General features: G+C 59.9%; 19 protein-coding genes and 2 tRNA genes. 14 read left to right on the top strand and 7 right to left on the bottom strand.

Annotated elements, in window-relative coordinates; genetic code table 11:
* Positions 1–61 precede the first annotated feature (61 nt).
* Positions 62–135: transfer RNA gene (locus KP703_RS09395), tRNA-Ile, on the bottom strand.
* A 155-nt stretch (positions 136–290) separates the two neighbouring features.
* Between KP703_RS09395 and ppa the strand changes: the two genes are divergently transcribed.
* The 4 genes from ppa (at position 291) to KP703_RS09375 (ending at position 2896) form a co-directional block, all read left to right on the top strand.
* Complete coding sequence (gene ppa, locus KP703_RS09390; RefSeq protein ID WP_043551348.1) at positions 291–815, top strand: inorganic diphosphatase; 525 nt, start codon at positions 291–293, stop codon at positions 813–815.
* A 223-nt stretch (positions 816–1038) separates the two neighbouring features.
* A complete protein-coding gene (locus KP703_RS09385) occupies positions 1039–1869 on the top strand; it encodes a class III extradiol ring-cleavage dioxygenase (protein WP_215754625.1) in 831 nt (276 codons plus the stop codon).
* 84 nt (positions 1870–1953) lie between these two features.
* Positions 1954–2562, top strand: coding sequence for a YceI family protein (locus KP703_RS09380; RefSeq protein ID WP_215754624.1), 609 nt, complete (start codon positions 1954–1956; stop codon positions 2560–2562).
* A 257-nt stretch (positions 2563–2819) separates the two neighbouring features.
* Positions 2820–2896: transfer RNA gene (locus tag KP703_RS09375), tRNA-Asp, on the top strand.
* A 160-nt stretch (positions 2897–3056) separates the two neighbouring features.
* Here KP703_RS09375 and KP703_RS09370 read toward each other — a convergent pair.
* Both KP703_RS09370 and KP703_RS09365 read right to left on the bottom strand, forming a co-directional pair.
* Positions 3057–3584: a carboxymuconolactone decarboxylase family protein gene (locus KP703_RS09370; protein WP_062142007.1), complete on the bottom strand. Its 528-nt coding sequence runs from the start codon at positions 3582–3584 to the stop codon at positions 3057–3059.
* Between the two features lie 114 nt (positions 3585–3698).
* Positions 3699–4241 carry a peroxiredoxin gene (locus KP703_RS09365; protein WP_062142008.1) on the bottom strand — a complete coding sequence of 181 codons (543 nt, stop codon included), beginning with the start codon at positions 4239–4241 and terminating at the stop codon, positions 3699–3701.
* A gap of 208 nt (positions 4242–4449) precedes the next feature.
* Between KP703_RS09365 and KP703_RS09360 the strand changes: the two genes are divergently transcribed.
* The 3 genes from KP703_RS09360 (at position 4450) to KP703_RS09350 (ending at position 6570) form a co-directional block, all read left to right on the top strand.
* Positions 4450–5403, top strand: coding sequence for a hydrogen peroxide-inducible genes activator (locus KP703_RS09360; RefSeq protein ID WP_215754623.1), 954 nt, complete (start codon positions 4450–4452; stop codon positions 5401–5403).
* A 147-nt stretch (positions 5404–5550) separates the two neighbouring features.
* The gene (ykgO, locus tag KP703_RS09355) at positions 5551–5676 is read left to right on the top strand and encodes a type B 50S ribosomal protein L36 (RefSeq protein WP_003625637.1); all 126 of its coding nucleotides are present in this window, start codon (positions 5551–5553) and stop codon (positions 5674–5676) included.
* Positions 5677–5679: 3 nt separating this feature from the next.
* Positions 5680–6570: a tetratricopeptide repeat protein gene (locus KP703_RS09350; RefSeq protein WP_215754622.1), complete on the top strand. Its 891-nt coding sequence runs from the start codon at positions 5680–5682 to the stop codon at positions 6568–6570.
* Positions 6571–6580: 10 nt separating this feature from the next.
* Here KP703_RS09350 and KP703_RS09345 read toward each other — a convergent pair whose 3' ends face one another.
* Together KP703_RS09345 and KP703_RS09340 are read right to left on the bottom strand one after the other, a co-directional pair.
* Positions 6581–7486 carry a prephenate/arogenate dehydrogenase family protein gene (locus KP703_RS09345; protein WP_062273622.1) on the bottom strand — a complete coding sequence of 302 codons (906 nt, stop codon included), beginning with the start codon at positions 7484–7486 and terminating at the stop codon, positions 6581–6583.
* 44 nt (positions 7487–7530) lie between these two features.
* On the bottom strand, positions 7531–8586 hold the full coding sequence (locus KP703_RS09340; protein WP_062248945.1) for a lysylphosphatidylglycerol synthase domain-containing protein: 1056 nt from the start codon (positions 8584–8586) through the stop codon (positions 7531–7533).
* 213 nt (positions 8587–8799) lie between these two features.
* Here KP703_RS09340 and hpnA point away from each other — a divergent pair, with 213 nt between their 5' ends.
* From hpnA to KP703_RS09305, 7 genes are all read left to right on the top strand, one after another.
* Entirely contained in the window at positions 8800–9795 is a 996-nt protein-coding gene (gene hpnA / locus KP703_RS09335) for a hopanoid-associated sugar epimerase (RefSeq protein ID WP_061501495.1), read from the top strand.
* Positions 9796–9806: 11 nt separating this feature from the next.
* Complete coding sequence (locus KP703_RS09330; RefSeq protein ID WP_062273624.1) at positions 9807–11045, top strand: glycosyltransferase; 1239 nt, start codon at positions 9807–9809, stop codon at positions 11043–11045.
* A 123-nt stretch (positions 11046–11168) separates the two neighbouring features.
* Positions 11169–12029: a squalene synthase HpnC gene (hpnC, locus tag KP703_RS09325; RefSeq protein WP_215754621.1), complete on the top strand. Its 861-nt coding sequence runs from the start codon at positions 11169–11171 to the stop codon at positions 12027–12029.
* A 73-nt stretch (positions 12030–12102) separates the two neighbouring features.
* Positions 12103–12996, top strand: coding sequence for a presqualene diphosphate synthase HpnD (hpnD, locus tag KP703_RS09320; RefSeq protein ID WP_215754620.1), 894 nt, complete (start codon positions 12103–12105; stop codon positions 12994–12996).
* A gap of 20 nt (positions 12997–13016) precedes the next feature.
* Positions 13017–14312, top strand: a complete 1296-nt coding sequence (gene hpnE, locus KP703_RS09315) for a hydroxysqualene dehydroxylase HpnE (protein ID WP_215754619.1) — start codon at positions 13017–13019, stop codon at positions 14310–14312.
* A 33-nt stretch (positions 14313–14345) separates the two neighbouring features.
* Positions 14346–16316 carry a squalene--hopene cyclase gene (gene shc, locus KP703_RS09310; protein WP_215754618.1) on the top strand — a complete coding sequence of 657 codons (1971 nt, stop codon included), beginning with the start codon at positions 14346–14348 and terminating at the stop codon, positions 16314–16316.
* A gap of 3 nt (positions 16317–16319) precedes the next feature.
* The gene (locus KP703_RS09305; protein WP_215754617.1) at positions 16320–17024 is read left to right on the top strand and encodes a hypothetical protein; all 705 of its coding nucleotides are present in this window, start codon (positions 16320–16322) and stop codon (positions 17022–17024) included.
* A gap of 43 nt (positions 17025–17067) precedes the next feature.
* On the opposite strand, the gene KP703_RS09300 is transcribed toward KP703_RS09305, so the two are convergent.
* Both KP703_RS09300 and KP703_RS09295 read right to left on the bottom strand, forming a co-directional pair.
* Positions 17068–17490, bottom strand: a complete 423-nt coding sequence (locus tag KP703_RS09300; protein WP_215754616.1) for a cytochrome c — start codon at positions 17488–17490, stop codon at positions 17068–17070.
* The gene (locus KP703_RS09295) at positions 17487–19091 is read right to left on the bottom strand and encodes a flavin monoamine oxidase family protein (RefSeq protein WP_252353975.1); all 1605 of its coding nucleotides are present in this window, start codon (positions 19089–19091) and stop codon (positions 17487–17489) included. Before KP703_RS09295 ends, KP703_RS09300 begins: the two co-directional genes overlap by 4 nt.
* Between the last annotated feature and the right edge of the window lie 21 nt (positions 19092–19112).

Raw genomic sequence — 19112 nt, 5'->3', positions numbered from 1 at the left:
ACCTCCGTGAAGTGGAATGGATAGGAACCGTCGGATGGACGCGACTGAGGCGAAAAGCGCCTGCGCCCGGCAGGACTTGAACCCGCAACCAAGCCGTTATGAGCGGCCCGCTCTAACCAATTGAGCTACGGGCGCGCAGGCGGCTTCCTGATTACGCAATCAGACACATTTGGCAAGGGTACAGAGCCCGAAAAACCACCCGAACAGTCCTTATCCTGTTACGACTTGGCAAGTTGCAGTGTGACAGATAGGGTCTGCCCATCCGTATTTTTAGTGCTGGAGCAACCCTTATGGACGTCTCAAAACTTTCCCCCGGCAAAGACGTGCCGTTCGACATCAACGTTGTGATTGAAATTCCGCAGGGATCTTCCGTTAAATACGAGATCGACAAAGAAAGCGGTGCCCTGTTTGTGGACCGTTTCCTGTTCACGCCCATGGCGTACCCCACGGCATACGGCTTCATTCCCGGCACGCTGGCTGCGGATGGTGACCCGACCGACGCTCTGGTGCTGACACCGAGCAATGTGGTCCCCGGCTCCGTGATCCGCGCCCGTCCCATCGGTGTGCTGAAAATGGAAGATGAGTCCGGTCAGGACGAAAAAATCATCTGCGTCCCGCATGACAAGATTCACCCCCAGTACAGCAAGGTGCAGACGGTGGAAGACCTGCCGGAAATCACCGTGAAGGCCATTGAGCACTTCTTCACCCGCTACAAGGATCTGGAACCCGGCAAATGGGTGAAGGTCACAGGGTGGGGCACGAAGGAAGAAGCTGGCGATTTCATTCGCAGCGCTCTGACAGCTGGCAGCAAATAATCCTGCTTCTCCCTGAACGGGTCCTACGGCCCGATGCAGAGGAACGCAGGATGTTTCAGGCCGGAGGCCGCAGAAATGCGGCCTCCGGTTTTTTATGCGTAACGCGTAAGCCGGATTTCATGCTCAGGGTGTGAAATCTCTTCCCAAAATACGGGCTTATCAAACCGCGATTATGAGGCGACTCTTCAGGCAACCCGCCCCTTGAAGAGACACGGTTCACAGCATGATTCCCCTCCCGCCTCAGACATCACATACGTCCCTGCCCCGGCAGCCTGTGCTGTTTCTGCCGCATGGCGGTGGCCCATGCTTTTTCATGGACTGGCCAGACACGTGGGACCGTATGGCGGCCTTCCTGCGCGGTGTCAGTCAGACGTTACCGCAAAAGCCTGATGCCATTCTGGTTGTCTCCGGTCATTGGGAAACTGCCATCCCCACCGTGACAGCCGCAGCACAGCCGCCGCTGATTTATGATTATTATGGCTTCCCGCCACACACCTATCACCTACGCTATCCGGTTCCGGGTTCTCCGGCACTGGCCGGACAGGTGCAGGCCTTGCTGAGCAAAGCTGGCATACCCAACGCCGCAGACCCGGAACGAGGTCTGGACCACGGTGTTTTCATCCCCTTCATACTGGCGTTTGAAGAGGCTGAAATTCCGGTGGTGGAACTCTCACTCCAGCAGGATCTGAACCCCGCAGCGCATCTGCGCATCGGGCGGGCGCTGGCCCCGCTGCGGGACCAGAATGTGCTGATTGTGGGCACAGGCCTGACCTACCACAATCTCCGGCACTTCATGGGCGAAAACCCGGCCTCCAATGCCATCTCCCATGACTTTGACGTCTGGCTTACGGCCGCCACGTGTGCGCCCGAAGCCGAGCGAAATGCGGCTCTGCAACACTGGGACACAGCCCCCGGTGCGCGCATCTGCCACCCCAGAGAAGAGCATCTGCTGCCCCTTATGGTCGCCGCCGGAGCCGCAGGGGCAGATCAGGGCGAGCAGATCTATCAGGATACGGTGATGGGTAAGGCACTCTCCGGCTTTCGGTTCGGCTAGCCGGACAGCCTTCAGGGCACCGCCATCCCCTCACCCGCGTTTGCTTTCAGAGTTTTTTCCCTTTCAAAAACAGGACCATCCCTCATGACCTCTCTGTCTTTCGCTCCCGCTCTTGCTGCACTCGGCCTTGTGGCCACACTCTCCACCGCGCAGGCTGCCACAGCACCGCAGGATGTGCAGACTGGCACCTATCAGGTGGAAACCACCCACACGCAGGTTACTTTTTCTCTGCTCCATTTTGGCTTTACCGAATATTCCGGCCTCTTTTCCGGTGCGACGGGCTCCCTCACCTATGACGCGGCCCACCCGGTGGCCTCAAAACTGAGCGTCTCCATTCCGGTTGCAAGCGTGCAGACCACCAGCGCGAAACTGACGGATGAACTGCACGGCGCAGACTGGTTTGACGCAGCCCATTACCCGACGGCCACCTTCGTCTCCACCAAAGTCGTCCCGACCGGCGCAGGCACGGCTAATGTCACCGGGAATTTCACCCTGCATGGCGTCACAAAGCCGCTCACGTTGCAGGTGCGTTACGTAGGGGCTGGTATCAACCCGATGGATAAAGCCTACACACTTGGATTTCAGGCCACCGGCACCCTCAAACGGAGCGATTTTGGCGTAAAAACCTACGTGCCGATGGTGGGGGATGACGTCACCCTCTCTATTTCCGGGGCTTTCGAAAAGCAGAACTAAGCGCCACTCTCCGGCACGTCTGCTGCCGCATCATAAGGAGGCTGCCCGGAAGGGCACCTCCGTCCAGCGTGGCTCTATAAAGTGCAGAGCCTCCAAGGCGTTAAGGGGTGACCGCCCCTTTCTCATGAGGCCCAAGCGGACGCTACGAAAAAAATTTCATAATGCGTTATTTTTTTCGCGAACCCCGGTTGTCAAAGCTGAAAACATCGCTATAAGACGCGACATACCGACGCACACCACTGGTGAGCGTCTGGATTGCGGGTGTAGCTCAGTTGGTTAGAGCGCCGGCCTGTCACGCCGGAGGTCGCGGGTTCGAGCCCCGTCACTCGCGCCACTTTTCTTCAAAAAATATCAATTGCAAGAAAGTGGCGCGTGTTGCCCTCGGGGCTACTAGCGATTTCCCCCCCATAAAAAAAGCCCGGACCCTGCTGATGTGCAGACGCCGGACCTGAAGCGCCGCATTCAAGGCATGCGGCCAGCCTGATCTGCCAGCGTCAGTCGCCCAGAGCCGCAGCGGCTTCCAGCGTGACGGCGACAGCATGCACTGTGGAGGCAATCCGCACAGCAGTCTGCACAGCTTCTGCTCCCAGCTCTTCCCGCACAATCTTCTCATGGCTGGTCACACACAGACCACAGCCATTGATTGCAGAAACAGCCAGAGACCAGAGCTCGAAATCCGTTTTTTCTACACCGGGGCGGCCAATAACGCTCATGCGCAGCTGCGCAGGCATCTTGCCATAATCCCCACCCGCCATATGCACAAAGCGGTAGTAGATGTTGTTCATGCCCATAATGGCCGCAGCAGATTTGGCGGCATTCAGGGCTTCAGGCGTCAGCTTATCGGCAAATTCGGCCACAACAGCCTTCGTCACCACATCATTGCGGGACGCAATGGCAGACGCCACAAACGTTCCGGCGAGCTGCTGCGGTGTGAGGGTCACATCATTGGCGAGAGACCCGAGATTCAGCCTCAGATCCTTCGCATAGTCGGGAATACGATCCTTCAGAGCGTCGATCGACATCAGATAATCCGTATGAAAAGGGGAGGAATGGCGCAGTTGAGCGCCGCAGACGGGCTGAACCCGGTCTGGTAGAAAACCGCCTGGCCCCGCAGGGCCAGACGGGAAGCGTCAGGCTCAGACTTTGATAAAGTCGTCGCCCTTTTTCCAGTTACAGGGGCACAGCTCATCGCTCTGCAGCCCGTCCAGAATACGCACGATTTCCTGCGGGTTACGGCCAACGGACAGGTCGTTGACAGAGACGTGACGAATCACGCCGTGCGGGTCGACAACGAAGGTGGCGCGCAGAGCAACACCAGCCTCTTTGTGCATAACGCCCGTGCCTTCGGTCAGCTCGCGCTTGATGTCAGCCAGCATTGCAATCGGCAGATCTTTCAGATCGGCATTATGCAGACGCCAGTTGAGGTGCACGAATTCGCTGTCGATGGACACGCCGTAAACTACGGCATCACGGTCAGCAAAGTCTTTGGACAGCTTGCCGAAAGCCACGATTTCGGTCGGGCAGACAAACGTGAAGTCTTTCGGCCAGAAGAAGACAACCTTCCACTTACCAGCGTCGGATTTGTCGGAAATCTGGACGAAATCGCCCTTCAGGCCTTCCGGACCACCGGGAACGGCGGTCAGATCAAAGCTCGGAAACTTATCGCCAACGGTCAGCATAAGCTTGCTCCTTCTTGGGTTACTTAAAAGCTCCGACGGCACACAATACCGTCGTCGGGCATTATCTATGGCGCGGTGTGTCCATTCATGCCAATGAATATTTTATATCAAAATCATCGAAATGATCGATTAACCACACAAAGACGTTCCAAAAATCGGAGCGTCCCAGATATGCGTTTTCAGCCCTTGAAAAGACCGAGGTCCGACCGTGCTTCCCCTGCCTTCTGCCCAGCAGTTACGTTACCTGATCGCCCTTTCTGAACTGCGCCATTTCGGGCGGGCGGCGGCAGCCTGTTCGGTCACGCAATCCACCCTTTCCGCAGGCATCATGGCGCTGGAACGCCAGCTCGATTCTCAGTTGCTGGACCGCACGGTGGGCAAAAAGGTGGTGTTCACCCCCTTAGGGCATGAAATTGCGCTGAAAGGCCGGCAGGCGCTGGAAGCGCTGGAAGCCGTGCCGCAGCTTGCCGTCGCGGCCCGCACACCGCTGACAGGCCCCTTGCGGCTAGGCGTTATTCCCACCATCGGCCCCTTTCTGATTGAGCCGCTCGTCAAAACCATCCGCACACGCTTTCCGCAACTCACCCTCTCCATTGCGGAAGACACAACGGAGCATCTACTGGAAAAGCTCGGCATTGGGCGGCTGGACATGCTGGTTCTGGCCATGCCCTGCCTGTGTGACACGGCGGAAACCCTGCCCCTCTGGCGGGACCCGTTTCACGTCATCATGCCTGAAGACCACCCTCTGGCCCGGCTGAGCCATGTGCCGGTAGAACGGCTGGCCGACCAGCGTATGATTATGATGGAAGATGGCCACTGCCTGCGGGAACAAACGCTGGCGGTCTGCCGGCAGGGCCGGGAATGGCACGGCACAGAGGGCGAGAGCGACTCCACCTTCTCCGCCACGTCCCTGCACACCATGGCGGAAATGGTCGGGCTGGGGCTGGGCATTGGCGTCGTGCCGCTGCTGGCGCTGGAGGGCGGCATTCTACGCGGGCATCCCGTTATCAGCCGACCCCTCTCCGGCGGCCCTGTATGGCGCACCATCGGGCTGGGCTGGCGCCCCCGCTCCCCGCGCTCGGAAGATTTCAAAACCCTGGCCACGGCCTTTTCCAGCCTGGCGCCTCACCCGACACAGCCCCTCAATCAGGACTTTGTTTGAAGAGACACACAAATGCGCGGTAAAAATACACGCGAATAAACAATTTATGGCCCTTTTCCGTGGAAAACATTGACTCGTACTGGCGGGGCCGGTATGTGCCGACACACCTTATTTCAATTCTTGAGCATCGGCGGAGAAAAGCGGGCCATGAAAATCAGAAACAGCCTGAAATCGGCCAAGGTGCGCGATAAAGATTGCCGTGTCGTACGGCGTCGCGGCCGGGTTTATGTCATCAACAAGAAGAACCCCCGCATGAAAGCTCGTCAGGGCTGATTTATGCAGGGTCCGGCCTTTCCCGGCTGGCTTCTGGCGCATGACATGCGTGCAACCCGCTTTTCCGGTTTTCGGAGAAGCGGGTTTTTGCGTTCTGGCGCTCTGATTGCCCCGTGCCTTCTGGCCAGCCTGAGTGTTGCCGGACTCGCGGCAGCACAAACAGCACAGCCCCCTGCCGGGCAAACTCAGTCCCCGACCTCCGGCCATATAGCGCACACAGCCCCATCGCCGATGCATAGCGGCACGGTGCCCCATGCGGCAGCCCCCTCCGCTTCTGGCAAGACTCCGTCTGCTCCCGGCTCCTCCGCCACACAGCCCGCAAGCCCAGCGGAGTCTCCTGCACCCGGCGCAACGTCCTCAGGCCCCTCCGCAGGAAAAGCACCTGCCGCCGCCCCGCATAAAAAGCTGACGCGCCCGCAGCAAATTGCTGCCCTTGCGGACCAGCTTGCACAGGCCAAAACGCCTGAAGATGCCCAGATGCTGGAAGCGCGTCTGGAGGCTTTACGCGCCGCAGGTCTTTCCCCCACCACGCAGCTTCTGCTGCGGCGGGCACAAAAGGATAGTCAGGCCGAAAAGCCGGATGATGCTGTGGAAGATCTCAGCGACGCTCTGGCTCTTCAACCAGACAACGCCATCCTGTGGCGCAGCCGCGCCCAGCTGCGCCTTGCCGCAGGCGATTTTAACGCCGCCATTACCGATCTGGGTGAAGCCCTGCAACGGGATGGCCGGGACGCCAAAAGCTGGGGTTTACTGTCCACGGTGGAAGATCAACGCAAAGACGGCCCCGCTGCCTTCAAGGCCTGGCAGAAAGTGCTGGAACTGAACCCCATGGCGGACAAAAACCACAAGCATCTGGATGCCCTGCACATCAAGGCATTTGGCCAACCGACTTAAACGAGGCCTCTCAGGCCTGCCGGTTTTCAATCAGGCTTTTGCGAATGGCACGGCCGCGCTGGATACGGTCCACAATATAGTCCTCGTCGCCCCAGCGAATGGCTCGCGCCATGGCCTGCGCGTCTTCCATAAAACGGGCCAGCATTTCCAGCAGAGCCTCACGGTTGGACAGGAACACATCCCGCCACATGACGGGGTCTGATGCCGCAATACGGGTGAAATCCCGGAACCCGGACGCCGCAAAATCCAGCACTTCTGACCGGGTTTCATCCGCCAGATCATCCGCTGTCCCACAGATGGTAAAGGCCAGCAGATGCGGCAGATGGCTCACGATGGCGCAAACGCGGTCATGATGCGCAGGGGTCATCTCCCGCAGGCGTGCACCGCAACGCTCCCACAATGTGCGGATTGCGTTCAGGGCTTCCGGCGGGGTCCCGTCCAGGGGGGTCAGCAGACACCAGCGGTCTTCAAACAGAGTCGCAAACCCGGCATCCGGCCCGGAATATTCTGTGCCTGCCATGGGGTGCGCAGGCACATAGGCCACGTCCGGCCGTAAAAACGGGCTGATAGCCTCAATAACTGAGACTTTGGTCGAGCCAACTTCGGTCAGAATGGAGCCGGGCCGCATGACGGGCAGCACCTTCTCCGCCACCGGCCCCATGGCTCCCACCGGCACACACAGCATGACGCAATCCGCCAGCGCTGCGGCCTCAGCGGCGTCAGCCATCACCCGGTCCGCAATTCCCAACTCTTCTACCCGCGCCCGCGCTTCCGGCGAGACATCAACCGCAATCAGCTGGCGGGCCAGCGTGCCTTTCTGCTGCGCACGGCGCAGCACGGAAGAGCCGATCAGGCCGGGGCCAACAACGACAAGTGTATCAAATACGGGCGTTGCAGCCTCACGAGCCGATGCCATCTCGGCATCCGGACCAGAGGCGTCAGAAACAGTTGAAGACACTCTCAGGAATCCTTCACCACAGTCGGAGCGGGGCCGTAGCTGACATCGGCCGTTTTCTTGGTCACAGGCTGGCGCAGCCCACGCATTTCCATCACCTGCCACAGCAGCAGGACCGGAATGCCAATAGCCAGTTCACGCCCGCGACGCAGCAGGGACAGGCCCAGAGACACGGAGGAATCAATCCCGAACGCATGGCCGAGCGCCATATACGCCCCTTCCTGCACGCCCAGACTACCGGGCACCAGAAAGCCGAGCGACATGACGGCACAGGTCACACCTTCAATCGCGACGGCGTTCGGCAGCGTCAGGGGCGCACCCAGCATGTTGGCGGTCATCCACAGCATGCCCGCGCTGCCCAGCCAGCCAAGCAGATGATAAGCGGCAGAGAGGCAGATCCGGCCCGGGCGGCTCCAGATGGCTTCCATCCGCTCCTGCAGCGTGTCCGCCCCGCTCAGCATGCTGTCATGCCACTGGGACGCCAGACTGCGGGTGAACATGCCGCCAAACCTGCGGAAAATGCTGCCCCCGTGCCGCTGCGTCCAGATAAACCCGGCAGTGCCAAGCATCAGGAAGACCGCACCAATAATGACGGGCACAACAAACGGGCTGGAACGCTGATGGGCAACCAGAAAGGCCACACCCAACAGCACAAACGCCACCTGCCCCATCACTTCTGTTGTGATATCCACAAGATTGGCACTGGCGGCTTCCGGCCAGTCAATCTGGCGCGCTTCCCGCCCATGCAGGCCATGGCCCGAACAGGTGGCGCGAATACCAATCACAATGCCGCCAAGCTGCGAGAACGGCAGGCAGGTCGCCGCTGCATCGCGCACCATGCGCGCTCCCAGAAGACGCAAATACCCGATTTCAGGCAGAGCCGCGTGCCAGGCGAGGCCCAGCACACCGTTTACGGCAAGCTGACAGCATACCATGAGAAGGAAGCCGCCCAGACCAATACGCATGACAGCGTGCACCACGGAGCCAACGCCACTCCACGCAACTGCCGCCGTAATGGCAACCAGACCCAGCAAAGTCAGAAAAATCGTAAGCTTCTTCAAGGCCTAAGCTCTACCTACCCGAGATGCCCCCCTGGGCCTCCCTGCTCCCTGGCGTAGAACACCTGACCAGAGGGGCTGAATTCATGAGTGATCCGACCACTTACACCAGCCCGGGGTCTGGCGCCACCTTGGGGGGCAGGATAAAGAAACAAACCAGCCGTTCGGGTTTCACACCCTTCCATTTCTCATCCCCATTATGGGAGCGCACTTTATATGACCGCCCATACGCTCGTCACCGGCGCGACAGGTTTTGTCGGGTCTGCCGTTGCCCGCACGCTGCTTGAACGCGGACACACGCTGAGACTCATGGTGCGCGAGGGCAGTGACCGGCGCAACATTGCGGATATTCCTGCAGAACTGGTGGAAGGAGACCTCTCCCGCCCGGATACCTTTGCCCGCGCTGTGGAAGGCTGCCGCTACGTCTTTCATGTGGCTGCGGACTATCGGCTGTGGGTGCCAGACCCCGCCCCGATGATGACCGCAAACGTGGAAGGTACCCGCCTGCTGATGCTGGCGGCCCAGAAAGCCGGTGTGGAACGCATTGTTTATTGCTCATCCGTCGCAGCGCTCGGCCTGATTGGGGATGGTACGGAGTCTGATGAAGCGACTCCGGTGCACGAACACGGCGTGATCGGCATCTACAAACGCTCCAAATACCGCGCCGAGCAGGAAGTGCTTGATCTGGTGAAGACGCAGGGCCTCCCCGCCGTGATCGTCAACCCCTCCACCCCGGTTGGCCCGCGGGACATCAAACCCACCCCCACCGGGCAGATGATTCTGGACTGCGCCGCTGGCCGCATGCCCGCCTACGTCGATACGGGCGTGAACATTGTGCACGTGGATGATGTCGCGGAAGGCCACGCGCTGGCTCTGGAACGCGGCACCATTGGCGAGAAATACATTCTGGGCGGCGAAAACTATCTGCTGCGCGACCTGTTCGCCATGGTGTCTGAAATTGCCCATGTGCCCCCGCCACGCATCAGCCTGCCTCAGGAAATCATCTGGCCGGTCGCCGTCGCCTCGGAGTGGCTCTCCCGCTCCTTTGGCTTCTCACCGCGTGTCACGCGGGAGATGCTGGCCATGTCCCGCAAGAAGATGTTCTTCTCCTCGGACAAAGCCATTCGGGAACTGGGCTACAGCCCCCGCCCCGCCCGGCAGGCCGTTGAGGACGCCATCACATGGTTCCGTAACAATGGCATGCTGAAGTAAGGGGCGGGATGATGCTGTTTGGTCTGGCTGTTCTCTCAGCACTCATCTGGTTCGGTCTTATTTTTTTCCACGGGTGGTTCTGGCAGGCCGGTCCCATCCTCCGCCCTGCCAGCCCCGGCAAGGCACCGGCAGACATCATGCCGAATGTCACGGTCGTCATCCCCGCACGGGATGAGGCCGAGTCCATTGAGGTCGCCCTCTCCTCCCTGCTGACGCAGGATTATGCCGGTCGCCTCTCCCTCATTCTGGTGAATGACCGGAGTGAGGATGGCACCGGCGCTCTGGCCCGAGCCCTGCCAGACCCCAAAGGGCGCCTGACCGTGCTGGACGGCGCAGACCCGGAACCGGGCTGGAGCGGCAAGCTCTGGGCCGTCGCGCAGGGCGTGGCCGAAGCCCGACGCCAGCAGGAGGCCAACAGCGGCTACATCCTGCTGACAGACGCGGACATTGTGCACGCCCCCCAACATATTTCCACACTGGTCGCCAAAGCGCAGACAGACACCCTGCACATGGTATCCGAAATGGTGGAATTGCAGTGCGAAAGTCTGGCGGAACGCGCTCTGGTGCCAGCTTTTGTATTTTTCTTTGCGCTGCTCTACCCCTTCGCACAGGTCAACAATCCCAAAAGCCGCACCGCCGGGGCCGCTGGCGGTACGATCCTGATCCGGCGGGACATGCTGGCCGAAATCGGCTGGATTGAAGCCCTGAAGGGCGCGCTGATTGATGACTGCACGCTGGCCACCTGCGTCAAGCAGGCCGGGGGGCGCCTCTATCTGGGCCACTCCTGTCTGGCCCGTTCCATACGCCCCTACCCGTATGCCATTGACGTCTGGCGCATGATTGCCCGCACAGCATTTGTACAGCTGCGCTATTCCCCGCTCTTTCTGGTGCTGACGGTGCTGGCCATGGGTGTGGTCTGGATCGCACCGGGCCTGATCGCGCTGTTCGGCCACGGCCTGACGCAGTGGATCGGGCTGGTGACCTGGCTGGTCTCCATCGGCTCCTTTGTGCCCACACTGCGCCGCTTCCGTATCTCGCCGCTCTGGGCGTTAACGCTGCCGTTTGTAGCCATTTTCTACACAGCGGCGACCATCGGATCTGCCGTCAACCACTATCGCGGGCGGGGTGTTGTCTGGAAAAACCGGGCCTATACGGACGCCATCCCCAATGATGGCCGCACCGCACCGGCTGCCCCTTCTCCTGCGCCGGAAGAGGCCAAAGCAGCGCAGATGCCCGGAGGGCGTGCGTGAAAACCCGGCCTTCCGCCAACCCTGTGTGCCAGACCCTCTCTGCCCATGAGGGGAGTAGGCACACCGGGAGAGAGCGTGTAAAGCTCCGGCTATGCTTCCTTCTTTCTCATCGCAGAGCCTGACATGACTGATACCGCCTCCGTCTGGGGGAGAGACGATGTCTCTTCCGGCAAAGGTGCGTCTGACGAGAATTTCCCCGTCGGCTCCCTTCTGCTCAGCAAGGCCCTGCGCCCGCATGTGCATGCGTATTACGATTATGCGCGCGTCATTGACGACATCGCAGACTGCGAGACGCTAAGCGCGGATGAGAAGATTGCCCGGCTGAACGCGATGGAAGACGTGCTTCTGGGCAAGCGCGACCCCATCCCCCGCGCGGACGCCATGAGTGCCGCCAAACTGCGCGCCTCTTTCCTGAAAACAGGCGTGCCGTTTGAAACCGCGACGGACCTGCTGATTGCCTTCCGGGACGATTCCCGTGGCACACCCTGCACCTCGTGGGACGATCTCCTGCACTATTGCCGGTACTCCGCAAACCCAGTCGGGCGGTTTCTGCTGCATCTGCATGGGGAAGTGCCGCACACCTTTGCGGCCGCAGATGCACTCTGCACGTCGCTGCAGATTCTCAACCACTTGCAGGACTGCCAGGGCGACCTGCAGCGCCTGCACCGGTGCTATATGCCAACGGACCTGATGGCTCAGGCTGGGGCTACGCAGGATGACCTGCTGGCTGGCCGCGCCACACCCAACCTCCGCCGGGTGTTCAATACTCTGCTGGACGGTGTGGATGCCCTGAACCGGGAGGCCTCCGCCCTGCCCGGTCTGGTGCGGGACCGGCGCTTCCGTATGGAATGCGCCGCCATTGTCAGCCTCGCACACCGGCTGACGCAGCGCCTGCGGCGGGAAGATCCGCTGGCCGGGCGCGTTGCCCTGAAACGCACAGATATCATGTATGCAGCAGGTGCGGCCCTGCGGGCATGGTCCTGAGCTTTCAGAATGTCCGCAGGTCTGTAAAAAGAGCCGGATATGACGATTTAATGAACAAACAGGTGAAAAGCGCGTGACAGCTCAAAACATCCAGACGCATGACGAGCCGACCCCCCTCGGGTGTGACCCCGCGGATCTGGCATGGGTGGAAAGCACGGTAAAGCAGGCCGCCACGTCCTTTGCCGCTGGCATGCGCATCCTCCCCCCCATGCGCCGCTACGCCATGTATGCCATTTACGCCTTCTGCCGCGTGGTGGATGATATTGCCGACGGGTATGAACCCATGGAGCAGCGCAAGGCCGCTCTGGATGCCTGGCACCAGCGCATTGCAGCCCTGTATGACCACGGGACCACGCAGGACCCGCTGGACCGCGTGCTGCTGGCCTGTATCCATTTCTTCGCGCTGCGGCAGGATGATTTCCACGCCATTATCGACGGCATGATGATGGATGCGGAAAACACCATCGTCGCCCCGGATGAGAAAACCCTGGACCTGTATTGTGACCGCGTGGCTTCTGCCGTAGGCCGCCTGTCCGTCCGGATTTTTGGGGACAGCACAGAAGAAGCCGACAAAGTCGCCTACCATCTGGGCCGAGCCCTGCAGCTGACCAATATCCTCCGCGACATTGCGGAAGATGCTGCCCGTGGCCGCCTCTACCTGCCGGGTGACCTGCTGGACCGCTTTCATGTCCCGCATGACCCCATCAAGGCGCTCTCCGCTCCCGGTCTGCAGGGTGTGGCCAACATCCTTTCTGTGCGGGCCCTGGACCATTTCCGGAAAGCCTTCATCACCATGCAGTCCTGCCGCCCCAAAGCCATGCTCCCCGCACGGATCATGGGGGCGAGCTACGAGGCCGTTCTGGTCGCCCTGCGCAAGCGCGGCTGGTCTGCCGATGCTCTGCATGAGCGCCCGGAAACCTCAGCTCTGAACAAGGTGTTCTGGCTGACCCGCTCCTACCGCCCCTGATCCAGAAAGAGACCAACAGCATGGCATCCTGTGTGCACATTATTGGCGGCGGCGTGGCTGGTCTGGCCGCCGCGGTAGAAGTAGCTGGCTCAGGCCGCCGCGTTATTGTGCATGAAGCAGGCCGCGCCTGCGGGGGCCGTGCCCGGTCTTATGAAGACAAGCAGCTAGGCTGCCGGATTGATAACGGCAACCACCTGCTGCTGTCCGCCAACAAGACGGTCTTCCGTTATCTGGCCATGACGGGCGGTACGGATACGCTGACCGGCCCCGGCATCCCCATTTTCCCGTTTGTCGATCTGGCGGAAGATGCGCGCTGGACGCTGGACCTCTCCCGCGGGCGGATGCCCTGGTGGGTGTTCCAGCCGCATCGGCGCGTGCCAGACATGCGGGTGGTGGAACTGCGCAGCCTGCAAAAGCTGATGCAGGCAGGCGAAGATGAGCACGTCTCAGACTGCCTGCTGCCCGGTGCCCTCAGCCGCCGCCTGCTGGAACCCTTCGCAATTTCTGCTCTCAACACATCCTGTGAAACGGGCAGCGCCGCGCTGCTTGGCGCGGTGGTGAAAGAATCGCTCTCCCTTGGCGGCAAGGCCTGCGTGCCGTGGTTCCCCAAGGAAGGGCTTTCTGAAACGCTGGTAGACCCGGCGCTGGCGCATCTGGCCATCCTGCAGGCAGAAGTCCGCACCCAGAGCCGCATCAGCGCGTTGGATGTCAGCCGGGGCCGCGTGACCGCCCTGCATGGCCCGGATGGCGTTATCCCGCTGACGGAAGACGACACCGTTATTCTGGCGGTCCCTGCCCCTGTGGCGGAAACCCTGCTCACGCCGCATGTACCCGGCTTTCAGACCCCCAACGCGTTTGAAAGCATTCTGAACCTGCATTTCCGTCTGGACGCCGCCCCGCAGGCGCTGGGCTCTTTTGCCCGTGCGCGGTTTATGGGACTGGTCGGCAGCATTGCGGAATGGGTGTTCCTGCGCGGCGATATCCTCTCCGTCACCGTCAGCGCCGCGAACCGCTTTGCAGAGCAGGACCCGGATGATCTGGCCCGCGCCATCTGGCATGACGTGCGCCGCGCGTGTGACCCGGTTCTGAAAGAGCCGCTGCCCGCCACCCCGCCGCATCAGCGCGTAGTGTGGGAAAAGCGCGCGACCTTTGCCGCAACACCGGAGCAGAACCGCCTGCGTCCCGGTGCGGCAACGCAGTTGGTCAACCTCGCTCTGGCCGGGGACTGGACGGCAACCGGACTCCCCGCCACACTTGAAGGCGCAATGAGATCAGGCGTGAAGGCCGTGTACACTCTCGGCCTGCGTCGTCCTTAATAAAAACAAGACGCCAGTAACAAGGAACACCCCATGGCCGCTGATGGCAGCGCACATCCTAAGACCCCGCTTTCCGGTGAGGATCTGGATCGTGTGGTTCAAAATGCTCATGCCGCTCTGGGGCAACGCCAGCAGGCGGACGGACACTGGGTGTATGAGCTGGAAGCCGACGCCAGCATCCCGGCGGAATACATCCTGCTGGAACATTATCTGAACCGGATTGATGATGCGCTTGAGCAGAAGATTGCGGTCTATCTGCGCCGGACGCAAAGCGAGGAGCATGGCGGCTGGGCGCTGTATCATAACGGCGGATTTAACCTGTCCTCCTCCGTCAAAGCCTATTTTGCCCTGAAAGCGACCGGGGAGGATATCAACGCCCCCCATATGCGCCGTGCGCGGGAAGCCATTCTGGACCACGGCGGGGCCGAGCGCACCAATGTGTTCACCCGCATTCAGCTGGCCCTGTTTGGGGATGTGCCCTGGCGAGCCACGCCGGTCATGCCGGTGGAGCTGATGCTTCTGCCACGCAAGGCCTTCTTCTCCATCTGGAACATGTCCTACTGGTCCCGCACGGTGATTGCTCCCATGCTGGTGCTGGCAGCCCTGCGGCCCATCGCCATCAACCCGCGCCAGATCCATATTCGTGAGCTGTTCGTCACGCCCCCAGAGCGCGTGACGGACTGGATTCGTGGTCCTTACCGCTCCGTGTGGGGCCGCGTGTTCAAAGGGCTGGATAGCGTGCTGCGGCCTACCCTGGGCCTCATTCCGTCCAAAACGCATGAGAAAGCCCTCAAGGCGGCGATTGACTTCATTGAGCCCCGCCTGAACGGCAAGGATGGTCTGGGTGCCATTTATCCGGCCATGGCCAATGTGGTCATGATGTATCGCGCCCTTGGCGTGCCGGATACGGACCCACGCGCCGTCACCGCATGGGAAGCCGTGCAGGGTCTGCTGGTCCATAAGGAAGATGAAGTCTATTGCCAGCCCTGCGTCTCTCCCATCTGGGACACCGGGCTGTCCGGCCACGCCATGCTCGAGGCTGCTTCCGGCCCGAAGGGGATTGCCCCGCAAGAAACGCTGACAGAGCTGCGCAAGGCCAGCAAATGGCTGCGGGACAAGCAAATTCTGGACGTTAAAGGCGACTGGGCCGTCAACAACCCGAACGTTGCGCCCGGTGGCTGGGCCTTCCAGTACGGGAACGACTATTACCCGGACGTGGATGATACCGCCGTGGTCGGCATGCTGCTGCACCGTGAAGGTGACCCGGCCAACGCCGAGTCCATCGAACGCGCCCGCCAGTGGATACTCGGCATGCAAAGCCGCGATGGCGGTTGGGGTGCCTTTGATATTGATAACAACAAAGAACTACTGAACCATATCCCCTTCTCAGACCACGGCGCTCTGCTAGACCCGCCGACGGCGGATGTGACGGCCCGCTGCATCTCCTTCCTTGCTCAACTGGGCCATGGGGAAGATCGCCCGGTGCTGGAACGCGCCCTGACCTACCTGCGCAAAGAGCAGGAAGAAGACGGGTCATGGTTTGGCCGCTGGGGCACAAACTATATCTACGGCACATGGTCCGCGCTGTGCGCGTTCAATGCCGCTGGTGTCTCGCATGATGACCCGGCTGTGGTGAAAGCTGTGGAATGGCTGCGCTCCGTCCAGCGCCCGGACGGCGGCTGGGGCGAAGGCTGCGAGTCCTATGAAGGAGGCAGCCATGGCACCTACGGGGAAAGCCTGCCCTCTCAAACAGCATGGGCTGTTCTGGGCCTGATGGCCGCTGGCCGACGGGATGACCCGGCTGTCACACGCGGTATCAGCTGGCTGGCGGCTCAGCAGGATGAAAAAGGGGAATGGCATGAGGACCCGTATAACGCTGTCGGTTTCCCCAAAGTGTTTTACCTCCGCTACCACGGTTACAAGCAGTTTTTCCCGCTGATGGCTGTGGCGCGCTACCGCAATCTGGAAAGCAGCAACACGCGCCGCGTCGCCTTTGGGTTCTGAAACATGACGAACACCACACAGCCTTCCCCCAGCCGCCCCGGCATTCTTGTTGGCCTGAAAGCTGAAGCGAAGCTGATCCGGCACGTCTTCCCGCATGCGGCCATTGCCGCCAGCGGAGCCACCCGCACCGGCGCGCAGCGTGAAGCAGCCCGACTGGCCGCTTGTGGAGCAGACTGTCTCCTCTCCTTCGGTCTGGCCGCCGGGCTGGACCCGGCATTGCCTCCCGGCACGCTCATCCTGCCAGAACGCGTGATGGCATGGGGCGCGTCTTATACGTGTGACCCGACGCTACGCCACATTCTGGGGGCAGGCCAGCCGGGTGTGCTGGGCAACGCCTTACTGCATAGCGACACCGTTGTACTGGATGCTGCCGAAAAAGCGCATCTGTTTGCAACAAGCCAGTGTGCCGCTCTGGATATGGAAAGCGGCTTTCTGGCCCGCGCGGCGGAAGAAGCCGGATTACCGTTTGCCGTGCTGCGCGTGGTGTGTGACCCCGCCAGCCGCTCTCTACCGCCAGTTGCAGGCACCGTTCTCTCCCCGGATGGCGGCCTGAACATCAAGGCGCTGCTCGGCTCCCTCCTGCGCCACCCCGGCCAGATTTCCGGCCTGATCGGCCTTGGTAAAGACGCCGGCCGCGCCCGCACCGCCATGCTGACCTTTCTGGAACAACAGCGCACCCGTCCGGCTTTTGCGCGGTTTGCGGGCTGAATATATTTAAGAACGTCGACCAGGCTATCAGAAGGGCCGTGTTTTATTCTTCGAGTTTGACTGTAGGCCTTAATTCTTCAACAGTCTGAGGAGAAACTGTGTCTGTCCAATGGTTTCCAAAATGGCTCCGGACATAATTCACAACATCGGCAACCTGTTTGTCGGTCAGAATACCGGAAAACCAGGGCATCCCCCCACGCCCGTTGAGAATCATATAGACAGGATAACCTGAATCCTGAAGCCTTGCATTATTGGCAAGTGCCGGAAAACCTGCGCCAGCCGTATTTCGTGCCCCCTTACCATCCGGCATGTGACACGACTGGCAGACATGGTGATAGACAGCCTCACCTGTTTGCATAACCTGCACCTTACCTGTTTCTCCACTCGCCGTATCGGCATGTGCTGCGTGCGACATGAGAGGAAAAGTGAGCAACATTCCCGCCGACAAAAGAACAAAACGCATCATGCTGCTCCTGTTGCCCGCTTATGTAATTGAGTAACGGCAGAAAGCGACGAAAGGATTGCCCCTTCCTGCCAGCACCCCACATAAGACGCGTGCTCACCTGCCAGCACAATGCGGTTATCCATCGAAACCAGTGTTTTATAATGGGTCTTGCGTGCCTGTTCAGACCACATACTACAACACCCCAACGTCCAGGGCATGCGGCTCCATGCAACACCTATCCCATTGAGAAATTCACTGCGATAGGATTTGGGATGAAAGACCGAGCCCTGCCTCAGCCCTTCTGCAACCCTTTGGTCTGGGGTCATGCCCGCAAAATCATAGGCTGCCGGCCCAAACATATAACCGGCCAGCAAAACTGCTGGGCCTTTTGAAAGGGCTCCATGGCTTGGATAGGATATCTGACTGATAGGCTGATCTGTAAAACTGATCCCACCGTAAATCTGTTCATCCTCTTCCCAAAACCGGCGCTTGAACTCAAAAGCAAGTTTGACAGATGACGCATAGGGTACCGCCGCAATAGCCGCTTTTAACGGACCACTGACCTGAATATCGAGCTGTGACAGGACAGGGAGCGGAATGGTGCAGACACAATACTCCGCAGTTACTTCCCGCAAGACATTTCCATTCTGACTATCTTTATAAGACACCTTCACCATGTGCTCGTCCTGATGAATGGCGGTCACGGCACACCCAAGAGTAATCAGGTCCCCTACTCTGCTGGCAAAGCCTTTTCCAATCTGGTCCATTCCTCCCACGGGCTGGAACATGGTTGTCTGCATATCAAGTGCCTCGGGGAAAGCCATCCAACGCCAGAGGCCGGATTTCATCACCTCGGCTCGCGGCAAAGGGTTTGAATAGGTCGGAGCGCCCTCTACACCTGCTGATGGCATTTTATCGTAACCACGGCGCAATGAGGACCGTGCCCCTGCCTCCCATGTGTTTTTATCACTCAATCCAGACCAGCCGCGCATGGTTGCAAGCACATGCTCCTGCTCTTCATGCGTGATAATATCATCAAGTTTATGTTGATCGATGGCCTTAGAAAGCAATTCCCCCGTATAGCCATTCAGGTCAGACGCAAACTCACGGTATCGGACAGGTTTACCGTCAAATGCTGAAGAAGAATGAAGCCATGCATTGTGATTGAGCTGCACAAATGGCTCTAATGCAATCCCAAATTTGCGGCAATAGTGGAGAAGGCCCTGATGGTGATACGGGATACGCCACGGACCCGGATTAATATAATTGCCTTTTGCAAAGCCAACTTTCTGTGTTGCTCCACCCAGTTCCGTTAGAGTATCTCCACCGCGCAATGTCATATTGCGTCCACCTGCACGGTTCTGAAATTCAAGAACCCTTACAGAATAACCAGCTTTCCGCAGTTCATAGGCCGCAAGCATACCAGCCATCCCAGCCCCCAATACAAGAACTGTCGTTCCGGCCTTAGCACCGGAAAGCTTGGGCGGCCCTTTAAAATCACTTTGCATGGCATGACCCAGGCTGGTCATAGCCTGATAAAGACCAGCACTTCCAGCCAGAACACCAACCCTGGTGAGAAACTGCCGACGTGTAGGAGGCAATCTTCCGGAACTCATAGCCATGCAAAACCCTTACATCAGAAG

Origin of the sequence: Acetobacter sp. P5B1 (assembly GCF_018811985.1) — a bacterium.
Lineage (GTDB): Bacteria > Pseudomonadota > Alphaproteobacteria > Acetobacterales > Acetobacteraceae > Acetobacter > Acetobacter cerevisiae.
The sequence above is the reverse complement of the archived record's forward strand: the minus strand, read 5'-3'. Positions and strand labels throughout refer to the sequence as shown.

What these genes read in the sequence shown, in the direction of transcription:
- ppa (WP_043551348.1), top strand. Translation starts at nt 291, where the DNA reads ATGGACGTCTCAAAACTTTCCCCCGGCAAAGACGTGCCGTTCGACATC.
- KP703_RS09385 (WP_215754625.1), top strand. Translation starts at nt 1,039, where the DNA reads ATGATTCCCCTCCCGCCTCAGACATCACATACGTCCCTGCCCCGGCAG.
- KP703_RS09380 (WP_215754624.1), top strand. Translation starts at nt 1,954, where the DNA reads ATGACCTCTCTGTCTTTCGCTCCCGCTCTTGCTGCACTCGGCCTTGTG.
- KP703_RS09370 (WP_062142007.1), bottom strand. Translation starts at nt 3,584, where the DNA reads ATGTCGATCGACGCTCTGAAGGATCGTATTCCCGACTATGCGAAGGAT.
- KP703_RS09365 (WP_062142008.1), bottom strand. Translation starts at nt 4,241, where the DNA reads ATGCTGACCGTTGGCGATAAGTTTCCGAGCTTTGATCTGACCGCCGTT.
- ykgO (WP_003625637.1), top strand. Translation starts at nt 5,551, where the DNA reads ATGAAAATCAGAAACAGCCTGAAATCGGCCAAGGTGCGCGATAAAGAT.
- KP703_RS09350 (WP_215754622.1), top strand. Translation starts at nt 5,680, where the DNA reads ATGCAGGGTCCGGCCTTTCCCGGCTGGCTTCTGGCGCATGACATGCGT.
- KP703_RS09345 (WP_062273622.1), bottom strand. Translation starts at nt 7,486, where the DNA reads ATGGCATCGGCTCGTGAGGCTGCAACGCCCGTATTTGATACACTTGTC.
- hpnA (WP_061501495.1), top strand. Translation starts at nt 8,800, where the DNA reads ATGACCGCCCATACGCTCGTCACCGGCGCGACAGGTTTTGTCGGGTCT.
- KP703_RS09330 (WP_062273624.1), top strand. Translation starts at nt 9,807, where the DNA reads ATGCTGTTTGGTCTGGCTGTTCTCTCAGCACTCATCTGGTTCGGTCTT.
- hpnC (WP_215754621.1), top strand. Translation starts at nt 11,169, where the DNA reads ATGACTGATACCGCCTCCGTCTGGGGGAGAGACGATGTCTCTTCCGGC.
- hpnE (WP_215754619.1), top strand. Translation starts at nt 13,017, where the DNA reads ATGGCATCCTGTGTGCACATTATTGGCGGCGGCGTGGCTGGTCTGGCC.
- shc (WP_215754618.1), top strand. Translation starts at nt 14,346, where the DNA reads ATGGCCGCTGATGGCAGCGCACATCCTAAGACCCCGCTTTCCGGTGAG.
- KP703_RS09305 (WP_215754617.1), top strand. Translation starts at nt 16,320, where the DNA reads ATGACGAACACCACACAGCCTTCCCCCAGCCGCCCCGGCATTCTTGTT.
- KP703_RS09300 (WP_215754616.1), bottom strand. Translation starts at nt 17,490, where the DNA reads ATGATGCGTTTTGTTCTTTTGTCGGCGGGAATGTTGCTCACTTTTCCT.
- KP703_RS09295 (WP_252353975.1), bottom strand. Translation starts at nt 19,091, where the DNA reads ATGGCTATGAGTTCCGGAAGATTGCCTCCTACACGTCGGCAGTTTCTC.